The following is a 17,259-nucleotide window of genomic DNA, read 5'->3' as shown; positions in this document are numbered from 1 at the left end:
AATAGGACAGTCGCGCTAGCCCACCGGCCGGGCCGTCAGCGGAAGACCACCGTGCGGTGGCCGTCGAGGCGCACCCGCGACTCGCTGTGCCAGCGCACGGCCCGCGAGAGCACCGCGGCCTCGACGTCGCGACCGGCCGCGACCAGCTGGTCCTGGTCGTGGTTGTGGTCGACGCGGATGACGTCCTGCTCGATGATGGGGCCCTCGTCGAGGTCGGCGGTGACGTAGTGCGCGGTCGCGCCGATGAGCTTCACGCCGCGGTCGAAGGCCTGGTGGTAGGGCTTGGCGCCCTTGAAGCTCGGCAGGAACGAGTGGTGGATGTTGATCGCCTGGCCCGAGAGTCGGCGGCAGACGTCGTCGGAGAGCACCTGCATGTAGCGCGCCAGCACCACGAGGTGGATGTCGAGCTCCTCGTGCAGGGCCATCAGCTCGGCCTCGGCGTCGGCCTTGCTCGCCGCCGTGACCGGGATGTGGCGGAACTCCAGGCCGTGGGAGCGCACCAGCGGCTCGGCGTCGCGGTGGTTGGAGACCACCACCGGGATGTCCACGTGCAGCGACCCGGTCGAGTGCCGGAAGAGCAGGTCGTTGAGGCAGTGCAGGTGCTTGCTGACCATGATCAGGGTGCGGTACGGCGTCACCGCGTCCCACAGCTCGAAGGTCATCTCGAACGTCTCGGCCACCGCGGCGAAGTCCGTCCGCAGCTGCTCCACCGTCGGCCGGTCCCGGGGCGGCGTGGTCATCGCGAAGTCGATGCGCATGAAGAAGCGCCCGTTGAGCCGGTCGCCGAACTGCTGGCTCTCCACGATGTTGCCGCCGTGGCGCACCAGGAAGCCCGTGACCGCGTGCACGATGCCGGGCCGGTCGGGGCAGTCGAGCGCGAGCACGAAGTCGCCGGACGGTGGTCCGGCGTTGGTGGACGCAGGTGTGACCATCAGTCCCCGAGCTCCTTGCGACGGCGTACGACGAACTCTTCCATCTCCTCCCGGACGGCCTCGTCGAGGGGCGGCTGCTCGTAGGACTCCAGCCGGTCGGCGTAGATCTTCGAGGCGCGGGCCGCGGCGTCCAGCCCGCCGTTGCGCGACCACTTCTCGTAGTTCTCCGAGGAGGACAGCAGCGGCCGGTAGAAGCAGGTGCGGAACCGCTCCATGGTGTGCATCGCGCCCAGGAAGTGGCCGCCCGCGCCGACCTCCTCGTGGGCGCCGAACGCCAGCGAGGCCTCGTCGATCTCGAGCGGGGTGAACTCGGCGCGCATCATCTGCAGCAGCTCGACGTCGACGATGAACTTCTCGTAGCCCGCGACCAGGCCGCCCTCGAGCCAGCCGGCCGAGTGCATCACCCAGTTGGTGCCGGCCAGGAAGGTCGGCAGCAGCGTCATCAGCGCCTCGTAGCCGGCCTGCGCGTCCGGCACCTGCGAGGAGGTCAGCGTGCCGCCGGAGCGGAACGGCAGCCCGAAGTGGCGTGCGATCTGACCGGTGCAGAGCAGGCCCATGCCCGACTCGGGCGTGCCGAAGGTGGGCGATCCCGACTGCATGTCGATGTTGGACAGGAACGACCCGAACACGACCGGGCAGCCCGGGCGGATGGTCTGCGCCAGCGCGATGCCGGTCAGCGCCTCGGCGATCTGCTGCACCAGCGCCGCCGGGATGGTCACCGGCGACATCGCGCCCATCAGGATGAACGGCGTGAGCACGACGGCCTGGTTGGCCTCGGCGTACTCGAAGAGCGAGTCGAGCATCCGGTCGTCCCACCGCAGCGGGGAGTTGCAGTTGATCAGCGAGATCAGCGCCGGGGTCTGCTCCATGCTGGCCCGGCCGGCCTCGCGGCCCGCCGACCCGCCGAGCAGGATCGAGGTCAGCTCGATGGTGTCGCGGGCGTTGGGGCCCGAGACGACGTTGCCCATGAACGGCTTGTCGGTCAGCGTGGCCAGCGCGTAGGTCATGTCGAGGTGGCGGCTGTCGAGCGGGGTGTCGTTGGGCTCGCAGATCACGCCGCCCGCGGAGTCGAGGACCGGGAAGACCTGGGCCAGCTTGGTGAAGTTGCGGAAGTCCTCCATCGTCGCGTCGCGGCGTACGTCGCCCTGCCGGACGAACGGCGGGCCGTAGACCGCGCCGAAGGCCATCGCGTCGCCGCCGACGTGGACGGTGTGCTCGGGGTTGCGGGCCTGCAGGTCGAACTCGCGGGGCGCCTTCGCGACCTGGGCCAGGATCCAGTCGGGGTCGAACTTCACGTTGTCGCCCTCGACCTGCTGGCCCTCGGCGGCGAGCAGGTCGAGCGCGCGCTGGCTCATGAACTCCACGCCCAGCTCCGAGACCAGCCGGCGCCAGCCCTTGTCGAGCGTGGCCATGGCGTCGGCGGAGAGCACCTCGTAGTGGGGCATCCGGTTGCGGAACATGCGGCTCCTCGAAGGCGGTGGCGGGGCTGGCAGGACTGGCGGGGGCGGATCGGGCGGACGGCGCCGAGACCGACGCGGGGTGGGTGCTTGACCGTGACGACACGGAAAACCTAGCCTCACCATGTGGTCAACGTGATCCACATCATGGGAATCCCGCGTGGGACAACCTTGGACCTAGCCGCGGAGGGCGGTCAAGCGTGACGGGCGACCGGAGTGGCGAGGGCACCAGCGGGACCCAGGCGGTCGACCGCGCCGCCGCCCTGCTGACGCGCATCGTCGAGGCCGACGGCCCGGTCACCTTCGGTGAGCTCACCGAGGAGTTCGGGCTGGCCCGCTCGACCACCTCCCGGCTGCTCGCCGCGCTGGAGCGCGGCCGCCTGGTCGAGCGCACCGGTCCCGGGGCCTACCGCGGCGGCCCGCTCTTCGTGCTCTACGCCGCCCGCCACGACCGCACCCAGCAGCTGGCCCGGCTCGCGCTGCCGATGCTCGAGCAGCTGGGCGAGGAGACCCGCGAGACCTCCCACCTGGCCGTGGCCAACGGTGGCCGGCTCGAGCACGTCGCCCAGGTCGACGGCACCTACCTGCTGGGCGCGGTGAACTGGAACGACGTCGAGGTGCCGCTCCACTGCTCGGCGCTCGGCAAGGTGCTGCTCGCCTGGAAGCAGGTCGAGCTGCCCGAGGGCCGTCTGGCCGCCCCGACCGACCAGACCATCACGCTGCGATCCGACCTCGAGTGGGACCTGGAGTGGGTGCGCGAGCACGGCTACGCCGTCACCCACGACGAGCTCGAGATCGGGCTCTCCGGCGTCGCCGCCCCTGTCTTCGGCCCCGACGACGACGTGGTCGCCGCGGTCGGTGTGTCCGGTCCCACGGCGCGGCTGGAGCAGCGCGCCGAGGAGGTCGGACAGCTCCTGGTCCACCACGCCCGGACGCTCTCGAGGCGGCTCCAGCCCGGCACCCCCACGGAAGGCGCGACATGACACCCGACGAGATCCTCAAGGGGCTCTACGACGAGACCCTGCTCGGCAACGGCCCGCGGGTCCTCGAGCTGACCCACGAGGCCCTGGCGATGGAGATGGAGCCCCAGTCGCTGCTCTTCGACGCCCTGATCCCGTCCCTGGAGGAGGTCGGCGCCCGCTTCGAGCGCGGCGACTACTTCGTCCCCGAGATGCTCATCGCCGGGCGCGCGATGGCCGGCGCGATGGAGGTGCTGCGGCCGCTGCTGGCCGAGACCGGCGTCGAGACCGTGGGCAAGTTCCTCATGGGCACCGTCAAGGGCGACGTCCACGACATCGGCAAGAACCTCGTCAACATCATGCTCGAGGGCGCCGGGTTCGAGGTGATCGACCTCGGCGTGCAGGTGGCGCCGGAGACCTTCATCGCCAAGATCCAGGAGCACCAGCCCGACATCGTCGGCTTCTCGGCGTTCCTCACCACGACGATGCCGATGTTCAAGGCCAACATCAACGCGCTCCAGAAGGCCGGCATGCGCGACGACGTGATCGTGATGGTGGGCGGCGCGCCGGTCACCCAGGAGTACGCCGACGCGGTCGGTGCCGACGGCTACGCCGCTGACGCCTCGGGCTGCGTGCGCAAGGCCAAGTCCCTGCTCCAGGAGAAGCGCTCAAAGGTGCTCGCCTGATGTCGGGCGAGCTGGCAGCCCCGCTGCACACCACCATCCGTTCGGCCACGCGCGAGTTCGTGATCGGCAGCGACCGGCCGTTCTGCATCATCGGCGAGCGCCTGAACCCCACGGGGCGCCGGATCTTCCAGGACCAGATCAAGGCCGGCGACCTCTCCGCGGTCGAGCGGGACGTCAAGGCCCAGGTCGAGGGCGGCGCCGACGTTCTCGACATCAACATGGGCGTCCCGCTCGTCGACGAGGCCGAGCTGCTGGCGAAGGTCATCCGGATGGTCCAGGACCTGACCGACCTGCCGATCTGCATCGACTCCTCGGTCGTCGAGGCGCTGGAGGCGGGCCTGTCGGTCTACCAGGGCCGGGCGCTGGTCAACTCGATCACCGCCGAGGACGAGCGCCTTGAGCAGGTGCTGCCGCTGGTGAAGAAGTACGACGCCGCGGTCGTCGCGCTGCCCAACGACGTCGACGAGATCCCGATGGAGGCCGAGAAGCGCCTCCTGCTGGTGGAGAAGATCGTGCGCGTCGCGACCCAGGAGTACGGCATCGCGATCGAGGACATCGTCATCGACCCGCTGGCGATGCCGATCGGCGCCGACCAGGCCACCGGGCTCTCGACGCTGGAGACGATGCGCGGCATCCGCGAGCGCTGGGGCATGAACATGACCTGTGGCGCCTCCAACGTCTCCTTCGGCATGCCCGGGCGCCACGAGCTCAACGGCGCCTGGCTCGCGATGGCCATGACCGCCGGGCTCTCCAGCGCGATCATGGACGCCCGCACGCCGAGCGTCGTCTCCGCCGTCCGCGCCGCCGACCTGCTCCTGGGTCACGACGAGTGGGGCATGGCGTGGATCTCGCGCGCCCGCGCCGCCCAGGCGGCGGCGAAGTCGGCCCAGAAGTCGGCCCAGGCATCGGCCGGGGAAGCGGCCGTGACGGCGTGAGCGCCGGCCCGGACGTCGACCTCGACGCCATCGGCCGCGAGGGGCTGATGGAGACGCCGGGCGCCCCGACCCCGATCCACGACGGCACCGGGCGGGTGCAGCTCGCGTTCACCGTCGTCGACGGGCATAACCGCACCGTCCGCGTGCCCACGGGGGTCACGGTCTTCGACTCGGCGTCGTGGAACGGCATCGCGATCGACTCCACCTGCGGCGGCCACGGCACCTGCCACAAGTGCAAGGTGCGGCTCGACGTCGGCACCCCGGTGACGCGCCACGACCGGCGCACCTTCTCCGACGGCGAGCTCGACCAGGGCTGGCGGCTGGCCTGCCTGGCCACCGCGACCCGCGACCTCGCCGTCGAGGTGCCGCCGCTGACCACCCGGCCCAAGGCGGCCACGGTCGGCGTCGGGCGCCAGGTGATCCTGCGCCCCGCCGTGCAGAAGCGTCACGTCGAGCTGGTCGAGCCCACACTGGCCGACCAGCGCACCGACCTGGTGCGGCTCACCGACGCCCTCGACGACCTCGAGGTCACCGTCGACCTGCCGGTGCTGCGTCGGCTGGGTCGGGTGCTGCGCGAGGCCGACTGGTCGGTCACCGCCGTCGTCGTCGACGAGGCGCTGGTCGACGTCGAGCCCGGCGACACCACCGGCTCGGCGTACGGCATCGCCTTCGACCTGGGCACCACCACCGTCGTGGCGACGCTGCTCGACCTCACCACCGGCACCCCGGTCGCGGTGGCCTCGCGGCTCAACGCCCAGCAGCCCTTCGGCGGTGACGTGATCACCCGGATCAGCGCGGTGATGCTCGACCCCGACGCGCTCGACCGGCTCCAGGGACTGGCCGCCGCGACACTCGACGAGCTGGCCCAGCAGGTCTGCGCCGAGGGCGGCGTCGACCCCACCCACGTCTACGAGTGCGCCGTGGCGGGCAACGCCACGATGACCTCGCTGCTGCTCGGCATCGACCCCGAGCCGCTCGGGGTGGCGCCGTTCGTGATGCCGACCGCCCACCCGCCGGTCGTGCTGGCGGCCGAGGTCGGGCTCCGGCTGCACCCGCGGGCGCGGCTGGCGCTGTTCCCGGCGCTCGGCGCCTACGTCGGCGGCGACATCGTGGCCGGCATGCTCGCCACGGGCATGGACCGCGACAAGCGCACCCGGCTGTTCGTCGACGTCGGCACCAACTGCGAGATCGTGCTCAGCGACGGCGACACCCTCGTCTCGACCGCGGCCCCGGCCGGGCCCGCCTTCGAGGGCGGCGCCATCCGCTGCGGCATGCGCGCCGCCGACGGGGCGATCGAGGTGGTCAGGGTCGACCCGGCCGCCGGGTCGGTGGAGCTCGGGGTGATCGGCGACGTCGAGCCCCGCGGCCTGTGCGGCTCCGGCCTGGTCGACGCCGTCGCCGAGCTGGTCCGCGTCGGTCTGCTCGACGCCTCGGGCCGGTTCGTGCCCGAGGAGCAGGCCGCCGTCGCGCTGCCGCTGCTCGCCGACCGGCTGACCAAGGTGGGCGAGGAGCGGGTGTTCGTGCTGCACCGGCCCGCCCCGGACACCGACGTCGCCGAGTGCGTCTACCTCTCCCAGCGCGACGTGCGCGAGCTGCAGTTCGCCAAGGCCGCCATTGCCACCGGCTGGGCGCTGCTGCTCGAGCAGCTCGGCCTGGAGCAGGGCGACGTGCAGCAGGTGCTGCTCGCCGGGTCGTTCGGGTCCTACCTCTCGCCCGCCTCCGCGATCCGGATCGGCCTGGTGCCCAAGATCCCGGTGCTGCGCATCGTCTCGGCCGGCAACGTCGCGGGCGAGGGCGCCAAGATGGCGCTGCTGTCGCTGCGCGAGCGCGTCGGCGCCACCACGCTCCTGGAGGAGGTGGAGTATGTCGAGCTCTCGGACCGTCCCGAGTTCAACGACCGGTTCGTCGACCAGCTCTCCTTCCCGGGGTGAGGGTCGCGCCGCGCTGGTCGCCTGCGGGGCGATCGCCCATCCGGCCGCGCGGGTCGTCTCCGCCCAGGGGTGGCCGGTCGACGTCCACCCGCTGCCGCCGCTGCTCCACAACCGGCCCGACCGCATCGCCGGCGAGGTGGAGACCCTCGTCGCACGGCTGCGTCCGGCGTACGACGCGGTGGTGGTGGGGTACGCCGACTGCGGCACCTACGGCGCCCTCGACGCGGTGTGCGAGCGGCTCGACGTACGCCGCCTGGCCGGCCTGCACTGCTACGACGTCTTCGCCGGGGCGATCCGCGTCGAGACCCTCCTCGAGGACCAGCCGGGCACCTACCTGCTGACCGACTTCCTGGTGCGCTCGTTCGCGCGGACCGTCGAGCAAGAGCTCGGCCTGGACCGTCACCCCGAGCTGCTGGACGCCTACTTCGGCCACTACACCCGCGTCGTGTGGCTGGCCCAGAGCGACGACGCGACCGAGCTGGCCGAGCTGCGGCCGCTCGCCCTGGATGCCGCGGACCGCCTCGGGCTGCCGCTGCAGGTCCTGACCACCGGCACCGACGGGCTGATGCTGGCCCTGCGGTCGCTGCTCCCCGAGGAGGCCCTGTGTCCACCGTGAAGATCCCCACCGGCGTACGTCGTGTCCAGCGCGGCCAGCGCGGCCACCGGGCGAGCCGGGAGCAGGCCATGCGCCGGCTGCTCGAGCACGCCCGCTACGAGGTGCTCCCGACCGCGACCACCGAGGACAAGGTGGTCGCCGCGGTGCCCACCGACGTCGCGGTGACGGTGACCGCGTCGCCGGGCAAGGGGCTCGAGGCGACGCTGGCGCTGAGCGAGACCCTCGCCGGCCACGGGTACGCCGTCGTGCCCCACCTCGCCGCCCGCATGGTCCGCGACCACGCCGAGCTGGTCGACATCCGGGCCCGGCTCCGCGCCGCCGGCATCTCCGCGGTCTTCGTGCCGGGCGGCGACGCCGAGCCGGCCGGCGACTACACCGACGCCTTCAGCCTGCTCGAGGACCTCGCGACGCTGGCCGACCCGTTCACCCACGTCGGCATCGCCGGCTATCCCGAGAGCCACCCCACGATCGCCGACGACCTGACCGTCCAGGCGATGTGGGACAAGCGGCGCCACGCCACCCACGTCGTCAGCAACCTGACCTTCGACGCCGCCACCATCCGCGACTGGGTCGGCCGGATGCGGCTGCGCGGCATCACGATGCCGCTGCTGCTCGGGATGCCCGGCCCGATCGACCGGGCCAAGCTGCTGACCATGGCGACCAAGATCGGGGTGGGGGAGTCCACCCGCTTCCTGGCCAAGCACAAGGGCACCTTCGCTCGCCTCGCCGCCCCGGGCGGCTTCACCGGCGAACGCTTCCTGCGCGACTGCGCGGTGGTGGCCGCCCAGCCCACCGCCGGCATCGAGGGCCTCCACGTCTTCACCTTCAACCAGGTCGCGGAGACCGAGGCCTGGCGCCAGAAGCTCCTCGCCGAGCTCGCCTAGCGCGCGACCGGGCAGTCCGCGCCCGCCGGGGAGCGCCGACCGGGCAGTTGTGGTCACCGTGGGGACGTCGACCGGGCACTTGTGGTCACCGTGGGGACGACGACCAGGCACTTGTGGTGCGCCCAGGAGCGTCGAGCGGGCACTTCTGCCACGTCCGGGTGCCACGATGAGCCGGTGAAGCTGCGCGGGGTCCTCGTCGGGGGCGTCCTCGCCTGCCTGGCGCTCACCGGGTGCGGCGACGTCGGCGGCGCGTCGGGGGACCGGCCCTTCACGCTCCCGGTCGGCCCGACGCGCTGGGACGCCACCGCGCCGGCCTGGCTGCTCGACGGCACGCTGCACGTCGGTGAGCGCACCGTCGAGCTCGGCGACGACGTGGACCAGTTCGCCCTCGGCGCCACGGGCGTCTACTGGATGCGCGGCCGGACGCTGATGTTCACCTCCGCCGAGGGTGAGACCCAGCGGGTCGAGGACGTCGGCTGGGGCAACCTCGCGGTCTCGGCCGACCGGTCGGTCTTCGCCACGGTCGACCAGTCGCGCGGCCCGACCGACCGCTACGGCACCCACGTCCTGCAGGCGGCGGCCTTCGACACCCGCACCGGCGAGCAGCTCTACCGGACCCCCGACGAGGAGCCGGACGGCAGCGACGACCTGGCCGACCTCTACAGCGAGACGATGCCGCTGCTCCAGGGCGTCAGCACCGAGCGGCTCTTCTTCGGCAGCAGCACCATCGACCTCGGCGACGGCTCGATCCGGCCGATGACGAAGGACAGCGAGGACAACGACGTCTTCGAGGGGTACCCCGAGACCCGGTTCGCCGACGGCTACCGGGTGGGCATCCGGGGCGAGGGTCGGACCCGGCGGGTGGCCGGCTCCGCGGTGTACGGCGTCGGGGTGCTCTCGCCCGACCGCACCACCCTCTTCGACACGGGGCGGTGGCCCACCGATGCCGTGGCGTACGACGCGACGACCGGTCGCCAGAGGCCGATCGACGCCCCCTGGGAGCACTTCACCCTCGTCGGGTGGGTCGACGACGACACCTTCTTCGGGGTCGCCGAGGACATCGACGCCCGCGACGACGTCAACCCGCTCCAGGCCAGCCAGGTGGTCAGGTGCGAGGTGCGGACGCTCGGCTGCACGCCGGTCAGCCCGGTCATCCCGACGCGGGAGCTGGTGGCCGACGAGTCGCCGTACTTCCTCGTCGAGAGCGACCAGGGCCAGCTGTGAGGTGAGGGGCGACCGACCTGACAAGGCCCGGGCGTGCTGAGCAGGACCGCCCGGTCAGCGTCCCCACGCGTGCGCCAACTGCCCGGTCGGCGTCCTTGAGCGTGCAGCACCTGCCCGGTCGGCGTCCTCACGCGTGCAGCAACTGCCCGCTCGCGCGGCCGCCCCCCTCGCGCGGTGCCCCGGCCTACCAGATGCGGACGCGGTCGGCCTCGTCGAGCCAGAGGCCGTCGCCGGGCTGCACCTCGAACGCCTCGTGGAACTCCTCGAGGTTGCGGGCGATGTTGGCGCGGAACTCCGGCGGCGAGTGGGGGTCGGTGGCGAGGAAGGTCGTCGCCAGCTCCTGGCGGCGCTTGGTGCGCCAGACGTAGGCCCAGTTGAGGAACAGGCGCTGCACGCCGGTGAGGCCGTCGCGCTCGGGGACCGGGTCGTCGCCCAGGAAGATCCGGTAGGCCTTGAGCGCGATGGTGAGGCCGCCGAGGTCGCCGATGTTCTCGCCGACCGTCAGGGCGCCGTTGACGTGCTCGCCCGGGAGGTCGCGCGGCTCGTAGCCGTCGTACTGGCTGACGAGCGCCTTGGACTTGACCTCGAAGGCGGCCTTGTCGGCCGGGGTCCACCAGTCGTTCAGGTTGCCGTGGCCGTCGTACTGCGCGCCCTGGTCGTCGAAGCCGTGGCCGATCTCGTGACCGATGACCGCGCCGATGCCGCCGTAGTTCTCGGCCGGGTCGGCCTCGGCGTCGAAGAACGGCTTCTGCAGGATGCCCGCGGGGAAGCAGATCTCGTTGGTGCCGGGGTTGTAGTAGGCGTTGACGGTCTGCGGGAGCATGAACCACTCGTCGCGGTCGACCGGGGCGCCGATCTTGCGCAGCTCGCGGTCGGTCTCGTAGGCCGTGGAGGCGAGCACGTTGCCGAGCAGGTCGTCGGCGGAGATCGCCAGGTCGGAGTAGTCGCGCCACTTCTCGGGGTAGCCGATCTTGGGCACGAAGGTGTCGAGCTTGTCGTAGGCCCGCTCCTTGGTCTCCTCGGTCATCCAGTCCAGGCCGGAGATCGACTGCCGGTAGGCCTCGAGCAGGTTGGCCACGAGGCCGTCCATGAGCTCCTTGGAGCGCGGCGGGAAGTGGCGGGAGACGTACTCCCGGCCGACCGCCTCGCCCAGCGCGCCCTGCACCAGGGCGACGCCGCGCTTCCACCGCGCCCGCAGCTCGGGCGTGCCGGACAGGGTGCGGCCGTAGAAGTCGAAGTTGGTCTCCACGAAGTCGCCCGAGAGGTAGGCCGCGGCGGTGCGCAGCGCCCGCACGGTCAGGAACGCCTTCCAGTCCTCGATGTCGGACTCGCCGAGCACCACCTCGAGGTGCTCGAAGAAGGACGGCTGCCGCACGATCGTCTCCGCGATCGTGGACCGGTCGCCGCCGAGCGCGGTGATCCAGGCGGTGAAGTCGAAGCTCGGCACGGTGGTCTCGAGCTCGGCCAGGGTGCGCAGGTTGTAGGTCTTGATGACGTCGCGGGTGGCCGCGCGCTCCCAGTGGCCCTCGGCGATGCGTGTCTCCAGCGCCAGCACGCGCGCGGCGGTGGCCTCGGCGTCGGGCCGCTCGGCCAGGGTGAGCAGCCGGCGCAGGTAGGCGACGTACTTGTCGCGGACCTCGGCGTGCTTGTCCTCGCGGTAGTAGCTCTCGTCGGGCAGCCCGATGCCGCCCTGCCCGACCTGCACGAGGTAGCGGTCGGAGTCGCGGTCGTCGGTGTCGACGAAGGAGCCGAACAGCCCGCCGCCGCCGCGCCGCTCGAAGGAGCCGAGGAAGCGGGACAACGACCCCAGGTCGGAGATCGCGTCGACCTGCTCGAGCAGCGGCACGATCGGGCTGTAGCCGAGCTCGTCGACGCGCTCCTCGTCCATGAAGCTGGCGTAGAGGTCGCCGATCTTGCGCGCCTCCTCGCCCTCGATGCGGCCCTGGGCGCAGGCCTCGACGATCTCGCGGACGTGCTCCTCGGCCTGGTCGGCGAGCATCACGAACGGGCCCCACGAGGAGCGGTCGTCGGGGATGGTCGCGGTGTCGAGCCACCGGCCGTTGACGTGGCCGAACAGGTCGTCCTGCGGGCGGATGTCGGGGTCCATGCCCTCGCGGGCGTCGTCGAGGATCGTCACCTCGTCGAATCTACCGGCGGGGGCCGACAGCCCGCGGGCGGCGAGGGCGACGTTCGCGCTCAGCCGAATCGGCGGCGGTGCTCCTCGCGCGCCTGCGTGTAGGCCTCGATCCGCTCCACGGCGTCCCAGGCGGCCTTGAAGATGCGGGCGCACTCGGCCTTGACGGGGTCCTCCGGCCCGCGGGGCAGCTCGGCGCGGCCGTGGGAGCCGCTCTGCCCCCGCTTGTCGGCGGGCACCGGGCCGTCGTACTTCTTGCCGCCGGGGTGGTTGGCGTAGCGCCGCGACCGGGTGAAGCCCATCTGGAGGTACTTCCGCGCCATGTCGGCGCCCACGACGTCGCCCGCCGCGAGGTAGGCGTGGAAGCGCTCGGTGATCGCGGCCGCGCTCTCCCGGGCCTTGTCGGGCGTGGCGAAGCGCCACAGCGGGAGCAGCTCGGACTTGTAGGGCTGCACCGTGAGCACGCCCTGCTCCCCCCGGGCGACGCGGTAGGTCTCGGGGTGGGCCCGGGCGTCGCCGGGATCGCGGGGGTCGCTCACACCCGCGCAGTGCCCAGGTCGGCGCGTCTCAGCCGGTCGGCAGGTCGAAGACGAGCAGCGTGCTCGAGCAGGTCGCCACCACGGCGCCCGACGCGTCGGTGACCACGCCCTCGGTGAAGCCGACCCGCGACCCCGCCTTGACGACCGTGCCGACCGCGGTCAGCCGACCGCTGGTCGCCCGCACCGCCTTGAGGTAGCTGACCTTGATCTCGACCGAGGTGTAGCCCTTGCCCGCCGGCAGCGTGCTGTGCAGCGCGCAGCCGGCCACCGAGTCGAGGAGGGTGCAGACCAGGCCGCCGTGGACCGCCCCGATCGGGTTGTACGCCGACTCGTCCGGCGTGCACGCGAACTCGACCCGGCCGTGCTCGGCGCTGACCAGCTCCATCTGCACCAGGCTCGAGATCGGCGGCGGCGCGATCCGCCCCTCGACCATCGCCTGCAGGTAGTCCAGGCCCGGCAGCGCCAGCCCGGCGGCGGCGGAGCGCAGCGGGTCGTGCCAGGTCACGGTGCGCGAGCGCGGCTCGCCCCAGGCCCGGTCGGGCTCGTCGGTGGAGGTCGGCTCGGTCATCGGGGCTCCTGGGTGGGGTCGGGCGTCGGGGTGCGGTCGCGCAGCAGCCGCAGGGTGTCGCGGTAGCGGTGCCGGTCGGGGTCGTCGGGGTCCACCGCGTGGTCACGGCCCCACACGAGCAGCGCCGTGAGCACGGGCAGCAGGTCCCGACCCGAGGCGGTGAGGTGGTAGTCGAACCGGTCGGGGGCGGACTGGTACTGCCGTCGTTCGAGCACGTCCGCCGCGGTCAGCGAGCGCAGCCGAGCAGCGACCCGGTCCCGCGGCGCCCCCGTGCCGGTGACGATCTCGCCGAAGCGGTGCGCGCCGAGGGCGACCTCGCGGACCACGAGCAGCGACCAGCGCTCGCCCACCAGCTCGAGGGTGGCGGCCACCGGGCAGGGGCGACCGGGCAGCTGCGCGAGCGGGACGGCGGTCACGGTGCCTCCGTGTGGGGGGTGGTGGGGTCGGGGGTGGCGGTCGACGGGGTTCGAGGCTAGGTTCGGCCCGGTGAGTTCGAATGTCAAACCGACGACGCCGACCCGGGCCGCCGGCACCCGCCCCGACCGCACCCTGCTGCTCGTCGCGCTGGGGACGGCGCTGGTGCTGGTCACCTACGTGACGCCGATGGCCACCGTGCCGCTGACGGCGGCCGACCTCGACCTGGGACCGGGCACCCGTGCGTGGGTGCTGAGCTCGATGAGCGTGGGTCTCGCGGCCGGCCTGCTCTCCGCCGGGGCGCTGGGCGACGCCCGCGGACGGCGTCGGGTGTACGTCGCCGGGCTGGTCGCCCTGGGGCTCGGGGCGCTCGCCTGCGCCGCCGCCCCGACGGGCGTGGTCCTGGTCGCGGCACGGGTGGTGCAGGGACTGGGCGGGGCCGCCGTGCTGTCCTGCGGCCTCGCGGTGCTCGCCCACGCCTTCCCGGAGCCGGCGGCTCGCGCTCGGGCCACGGGGGTCTGGGGGGCGAGCGTCGGGCTCGGCATCACGGCCGGGGCGCTGCTGGCCGCCGGCCTCGAGGTCGGCACCGGGTGGCGCGAGACCTACGCCCTCACGGGCGCGGCGGCCCTGGCCCTGGCGCTGCCGAGCGTGCGGGGACTCACCGAGTCGGCCGCGGCGCACCCGCGGCGGCTGGACCTGCCCGGGGCCGTCCTGCTCGGGCTGGGCCTCACCCTGCTCGTCGCGGGGCTGACCCAGGTGCGTGGGGGCGTGTCCGGCGTCGTGGTCGGGCTCCTCGTCGCGGCGGCCCTGGCCCTCGGGTCGTTCGCGCTGGTGGAGGCTCGGGTGCGCGAGCCCATGGTCGAGCTCGCGCTGCTGCGGCAGCCCGGCTTCCTCGCGGCCACCGCGGGGGCGCTCGCGGTGGGCCTCGGCATCATCGGCATGACCTCCAACGTCCCGTTGCTGGTGCAGGTCGGGCTGGGCGGGAGCCTGTGGGTCGCGACCTGGCTGGTCGTCGTCTGGTCCGCGACCAGCGTCGTCTCCTCGCTGCTGCTGCGGCGGTGGCGACGCCCCCTCGTGGGTGGCCCGACGATCGCGGCCGGTCTGGCCGTGGTCGGGGCCGGCCAGCTCCTGGGTCTCGGGCTGGCGGGCGACTCCTCACCGTGGCGGCTGCTGCCCTCGATGGTCGTCGCCGGTCTCGCGAGCGGGGTGCTCAACGCGGTGCTGGGTCGGGAGGCGGTGGCGTCGGTGCCGCGTGACCGGGCGGCGATGGGCAGCGGGACCAACAACACCGCCCGTTACCTGGGCGCGGCCTCCGGCATCACGCTGTTCACGGTCCTGACGCAGCACGCCGGCGGTGCTGCGACCCCGGACGGGCTGGTGGCCGGCTGGAGCGTGGCCGTCCTGGTCTCCGCGGGCCTGTCCTGGGCGGGGGCGGCGGCCGTGCTGCTGGTGTCGCGGCGCCGAGCGGCCCACCAGTGAAGCAGGCCTGCGCTCGTTGTTCAGGTATTCGTGCAGATCTGTCGGGAAGTTGCCGCGTAAACCACCCGCCGGTCTAGTCCCATATAGACACTTCAAGCGGCTATGGGCCCGATGCACCATTTCGAGTAGAGATGTCGATGGTTGAGGCGTCACCCTTCTCGAACCGGCCCGCACCACCGCGGGTCGCTTCCTGGAGGGGGAATCCCAATGTCTGTTCGCTCCGCTTTCCGCCACAAGCGCCTCGTCGCCGCCGCGTCCGTCCCGGTCGCCGTGATCGCCTCCGGCGCGCTGGTCTGGCAGTCGACGTACGCCGCGTTCTCCGACACCACGGCGAACCCGACCAGCAACTGGTCGACCGGCACGGTCAAGCTCGCCGACAACGACTCCGGCACGGCGCTGTTCAACGCCACCAACCTCAAGCCCGGCGCCACGCTCTCGCGCTGCATCACCGTCACCTCGACCGGCTCGGTGGCCTCCAACGTCAAGCTCTACGGCACCGGCTTCACCTCGACCAAGAGCCTGGGCGACGTCATCAACCTGACCGTGCAGGAGGGCGCCGGTGCCACCGACGCCGCCTGCGCCGGCTTCGTCGCCGACACCGCCCCGGCCGCGACCGTCTTCAACGGCACGCTCTCCGCGTTCGCCGCGGGCAAGACCGACTACGCCTCCGGCGTCGGCACCTGGTCGCCGGCCGGTGTCACCAGCCCCGCCACCGAGAGCAAGTCCTACAAGGTCACCTACACCTTCGCCAGCAGCGCGGGCAACGCCTACCAGACCGCGACCGCGGCGATCGGCCTCACCTGGGAGACGCAGAGCACCAGCTGACCGACCCGCACAGCACCCTCCGTCTCGGGACCCCAGGAAGCGAGCCATGAGCACCATCCACCTCCCTCTCCAGCGTCCGGCCCCCGGCCCGGCGTCCGCTGACGCGGCGCCGGCCGGGGACCCGGCCTGGTCACGGGTGATGCTGGTCGCCGGCTCGCGGGCCGCCCTCGCGGTGGTGCTCTCGCTCGTGGTCTGGTCGCTGCTGCCGGCGGTCCTGGGGTGGTCGCCCCGGGTGATCATGTCCGGCTCGATGATGCCCCGGATCCACGTCGGCGACGTGGTCGTCGACCGTCCGGTCGACCCGAGCGCCCTCACCGAGGGGCGGATCGTCACCGTCACCGACCCCGACCACCCCGAGAAGACCCGCACCCACCGCTTCCTGCGCCTCGACGAGGACGGGAGGCTCGTCACCCAGGGCGACGCCAACGACGCCCCCGACTCGACCCCGGTCGACCCGGACGACGTCCTGGGCGTGGCCGCGCTCCGGGTCCCCCTCGTCGGGCTCCCGGTCACCTGGACGGCCCAGGGGCAGCTCGCGCCCGTCGGCATCACCGTCACGATGCTGCTCCTCCTCGCTCTCGCCGCGACCGCGCCGCTCAGGTTCGCCGATCCCGACGTCGACGCCGACGCCGACGACGATGTGGACGACGACGCTCCCGACGACCGGGACGCCGGGCTCGGCGTCCTCGGGGCGGACGCCGAGCGCCGCCGCGCGGACCTCCGCGCGCGGGCGGCGCGACACGGCGGACGTGTCGTCACCCGCTCGGCGCAGGTGTCCGGTGCACGTCGGCCCCGTCTGCTCGGCCTGGCCGCGGCCGGCCTGGGGGCGCTCGTCGCCACCGCGCTGACCACCCAGACGACGTACGCCGCCCTGTCGGCGACCACGTCCAACCCCGCCAACAGCTTCGCGGCCGCCGCGCTCTTCGACAGCGGTGCCTACCCCGACGCGGTGCGGGCCGACGGTCCGCTCCTGTACTGGCGGCTCGACGAGCTCTCCGGCGCCACCGTGGCCGACTCCGCGACGGGTGCCGCCGACCCGGGCACGCTGCGGGGGTCCTGGACCCGCGGGACCGAGAGCGGCGTGCCCTCGGAGCCGTCGTCGCGCTCGGCCGTGTTCACCGCGGCGACCCTGGTGGAGGACAACCCGACCTCGACCCAGACGGCCCGCTTCACCGTCGAGGCGTGGTTCAGAACGAGCTCCGGCACCGGGGGTCTGCTCGTCGGACTCGGGAGCACGGGCGGCGCCGCCGACCCGTCGGCCCTCGACCGCGTCCTCTACCTCTCGCCCGACGGCCGCCTGCGCCTCGGCGTCGACGGCAAGGTCGTCGCCTCCAGCAGGGCACTGCTCAACGACGGCAGGTGGCACCACGTCGCGGGCGTGCTGGACGGCAACGGCAACCTCGACGCGACGCTCTACGTCGACGGCCAGTCCCAGGGGACGGGCCTCAAGGGCAAGCCCGTCCTCAACAACGGCTACTGGCGGGTGGGAGGGGGCAGCCTGACCGGCTACGCCAACGCCCCCACCGGGACGGGCGCCCTGTCCGGCCTGGTCGACGAGGTCGCGGTCTACGGCACGGCCCTGGCCGGGACCCGGATCCAGGCCCACTACGCCGCGGCGGGTCGCTGACAAAACAGACAGGCTTGACTGTTTGTTGGTGGCCGGGCGAGGATCCCCG

16 protein-coding genes are annotated in these 17,259 nt (G+C 72.8%); 10 read left to right on the top strand and 6 right to left on the bottom strand.

What is annotated here, in order from left to right:
• Positions 1-35 precede the first annotated feature (35 nt).
• Both purU and ASG49_RS13195 read right to left on the bottom strand, forming a co-directional pair.
• Positions 36-932, bottom strand: coding sequence for a formyltetrahydrofolate deformylase (gene purU, locus ASG49_RS13200; protein ID WP_056542637.1), 897 nt, complete (start codon positions 930-932; stop codon positions 36-38).
• Entirely contained in the window at positions 932-2,392 is a 1,461-nt protein-coding gene (locus ASG49_RS13195) for a trimethylamine methyltransferase family protein (RefSeq protein ID WP_056542636.1), read from the bottom strand. The genes purU and ASG49_RS13195 overlap by 1 nt, the downstream gene beginning before the upstream one ends.
• Positions 2,393-2,589: 197 nt before the next feature.
• Here ASG49_RS13195 and ASG49_RS13190 point away from each other — a divergent pair, with 197 nt between their 5' ends.
• The 7 genes from ASG49_RS13190 (at position 2,590) to ASG49_RS13160 (ending at position 9,624) form a co-directional block, all read left to right on the top strand.
• Positions 2,590-3,372, top strand: coding sequence for an IclR family transcriptional regulator (locus ASG49_RS13190; protein WP_056542635.1), 783 nt, complete (start codon positions 2,590-2,592; stop codon positions 3,370-3,372).
• Positions 3,369-4,034 carry a corrinoid protein gene (locus ASG49_RS13185; protein WP_056542634.1) on the top strand — a complete coding sequence of 222 codons (666 nt, stop codon included), beginning with the start codon at positions 3,369-3,371 and terminating at the stop codon, positions 4,032-4,034. Before ASG49_RS13190 ends, ASG49_RS13185 begins: the two co-directional genes overlap by 4 nt.
• On the top strand, positions 4,034-4,969 hold the full coding sequence (locus ASG49_RS13180) for a dihydropteroate synthase (RefSeq protein WP_056542632.1): 936 nt from the start codon (positions 4,034-4,036) through the stop codon (positions 4,967-4,969). The genes ASG49_RS13185 and ASG49_RS13180 overlap by 1 nt, the downstream gene beginning before the upstream one ends.
• A complete protein-coding gene (locus ASG49_RS13175) occupies positions 4,966-6,900 on the top strand; it encodes an ASKHA domain-containing protein (protein ID WP_200936319.1) in 1,935 nt (644 codons plus the stop codon). Before ASG49_RS13180 ends, ASG49_RS13175 begins: the two co-directional genes overlap by 4 nt.
• A complete protein-coding gene (locus tag ASG49_RS13170; RefSeq protein WP_082534126.1) occupies positions 6,833-7,516 on the top strand; it encodes a DUF1638 domain-containing protein in 684 nt (227 codons plus the stop codon). The genes ASG49_RS13175 and ASG49_RS13170 overlap by 68 nt, the downstream gene beginning before the upstream one ends.
• Positions 7,504-8,400 carry a methylenetetrahydrofolate reductase gene (locus ASG49_RS13165; protein WP_200936318.1) on the top strand — a complete coding sequence of 299 codons (897 nt, stop codon included), beginning with the start codon at positions 7,504-7,506 and terminating at the stop codon, positions 8,398-8,400. Before ASG49_RS13170 ends, ASG49_RS13165 begins: the two co-directional genes overlap by 13 nt.
• A gap of 174 nt (positions 8,401-8,574) precedes the next feature.
• Positions 8,575-9,624 carry a hypothetical protein gene (locus ASG49_RS13160; RefSeq protein ID WP_056542629.1) on the top strand — a complete coding sequence of 350 codons (1,050 nt, stop codon included), beginning with the start codon at positions 8,575-8,577 and terminating at the stop codon, positions 9,622-9,624.
• A 184-nt stretch (positions 9,625-9,808) separates the two neighbouring features.
• Here ASG49_RS13160 and ASG49_RS13155 read toward each other — a convergent pair whose 3' ends face one another.
• The 4 genes from ASG49_RS13155 to ASG49_RS13140 all read right to left on the bottom strand — a co-directional run bounded on the left by ASG49_RS13155 (position 9,809) and on the right by ASG49_RS13140 (position 13,281).
• Positions 9,809-11,731, bottom strand: coding sequence for a M13 family metallopeptidase (locus ASG49_RS13155; RefSeq protein ID WP_200936338.1), 1,923 nt, complete (start codon positions 11,729-11,731; stop codon positions 9,809-9,811).
• An 89-nt stretch (positions 11,732-11,820) separates the two neighbouring features.
• Complete coding sequence (locus ASG49_RS13150) at positions 11,821-12,297, bottom strand: DUF4385 domain-containing protein (RefSeq protein WP_056542625.1); 477 nt, start codon at positions 12,295-12,297, stop codon at positions 11,821-11,823.
• A gap of 28 nt (positions 12,298-12,325) precedes the next feature.
• Positions 12,326-12,865: a PaaI family thioesterase gene (locus tag ASG49_RS13145; RefSeq protein ID WP_056542620.1), complete on the bottom strand. Its 540-nt coding sequence runs from the start codon at positions 12,863-12,865 to the stop codon at positions 12,326-12,328.
• Positions 12,862-13,281, bottom strand: a complete 420-nt coding sequence (locus ASG49_RS13140) for a helix-turn-helix domain-containing protein (RefSeq protein WP_056542619.1) — start codon at positions 13,279-13,281, stop codon at positions 12,862-12,864. Before ASG49_RS13140 ends, ASG49_RS13145 begins: the two co-directional genes overlap by 4 nt.
• Before the next feature lie 70 nt (positions 13,282-13,351).
• Here ASG49_RS13140 and ASG49_RS13135 point away from each other — a divergent pair, with 70 nt between their 5' ends.
• The 3 genes from ASG49_RS13135 (at position 13,352) to ASG49_RS13125 (ending at position 17,210) form a co-directional block, all read left to right on the top strand.
• Positions 13,352-14,758: an MFS transporter gene (locus ASG49_RS13135; protein ID WP_056542618.1), complete on the top strand. Its 1,407-nt coding sequence runs from the start codon at positions 13,352-13,354 to the stop codon at positions 14,756-14,758.
• A gap of 207 nt (positions 14,759-14,965) precedes the next feature.
• Positions 14,966-15,583: a TasA family protein gene (locus tag ASG49_RS13130; protein ID WP_056542617.1), complete on the top strand. Its 618-nt coding sequence runs from the start codon at positions 14,966-14,968 to the stop codon at positions 15,581-15,583.
• 46 nt (positions 15,584-15,629) lie between these two features.
• Positions 15,630-17,210, top strand: a complete 1,581-nt coding sequence (locus ASG49_RS13125) for a signal peptidase I (protein ID WP_082534125.1) — start codon at positions 15,630-15,632, stop codon at positions 17,208-17,210.
• Positions 17,211-17,259: the final 49 nt, after the last annotated feature.

Source organism: Marmoricola sp. Leaf446 (assembly GCF_001424755.1).
GTDB lineage: Bacteria > Actinomycetota > Actinomycetes > Propionibacteriales > Nocardioidaceae > Marmoricola.
The sequence above is the reverse complement of the archived record's forward strand: the minus strand, read 5'-3'. Positions and strand labels throughout refer to the sequence as shown.

Coding starts and splice junctions, on each gene's coding strand:
- ASG49_RS13185 (WP_056542634.1), top strand. CDS start 3,369: ATGACACCCGACGAGATCCTCAAGGGGCTCTACGACGAGACCCTGCTC.
- ASG49_RS13170 (WP_082534126.1), top strand. CDS start 6,833: ATGTCGAGCTCTCGGACCGTCCCGAGTTCAACGACCGGTTCGTCGACC.
- ASG49_RS13145 (WP_056542620.1), bottom strand. CDS start 12,865: ATGACCGAGCCGACCTCCACCGACGAGCCCGACCGGGCCTGGGGCGAG.
- ASG49_RS13130 (WP_056542617.1), top strand. CDS start 14,966: ATGTCTGTTCGCTCCGCTTTCCGCCACAAGCGCCTCGTCGCCGCCGCG.
- purU (WP_056542637.1), bottom strand. CDS start 932: ATGGTCACACCTGCGTCCACCAACGCCGGACCACCGTCCGGCGACTTC.
- ASG49_RS13125 (WP_082534125.1), top strand. CDS start 15,630: ATGAGCACCATCCACCTCCCTCTCCAGCGTCCGGCCCCCGGCCCGGCG.
- ASG49_RS13155 (WP_200936338.1), bottom strand. CDS start 11,731: ATGGACCCCGACATCCGCCCGCAGGACGACCTGTTCGGCCACGTCAAC.
- ASG49_RS13180 (WP_056542632.1), top strand. CDS start 4,034: ATGTCGGGCGAGCTGGCAGCCCCGCTGCACACCACCATCCGTTCGGCC.
- ASG49_RS13195 (WP_056542636.1), bottom strand. CDS start 2,392: ATGTTCCGCAACCGGATGCCCCACTACGAGGTGCTCTCCGCCGACGCC.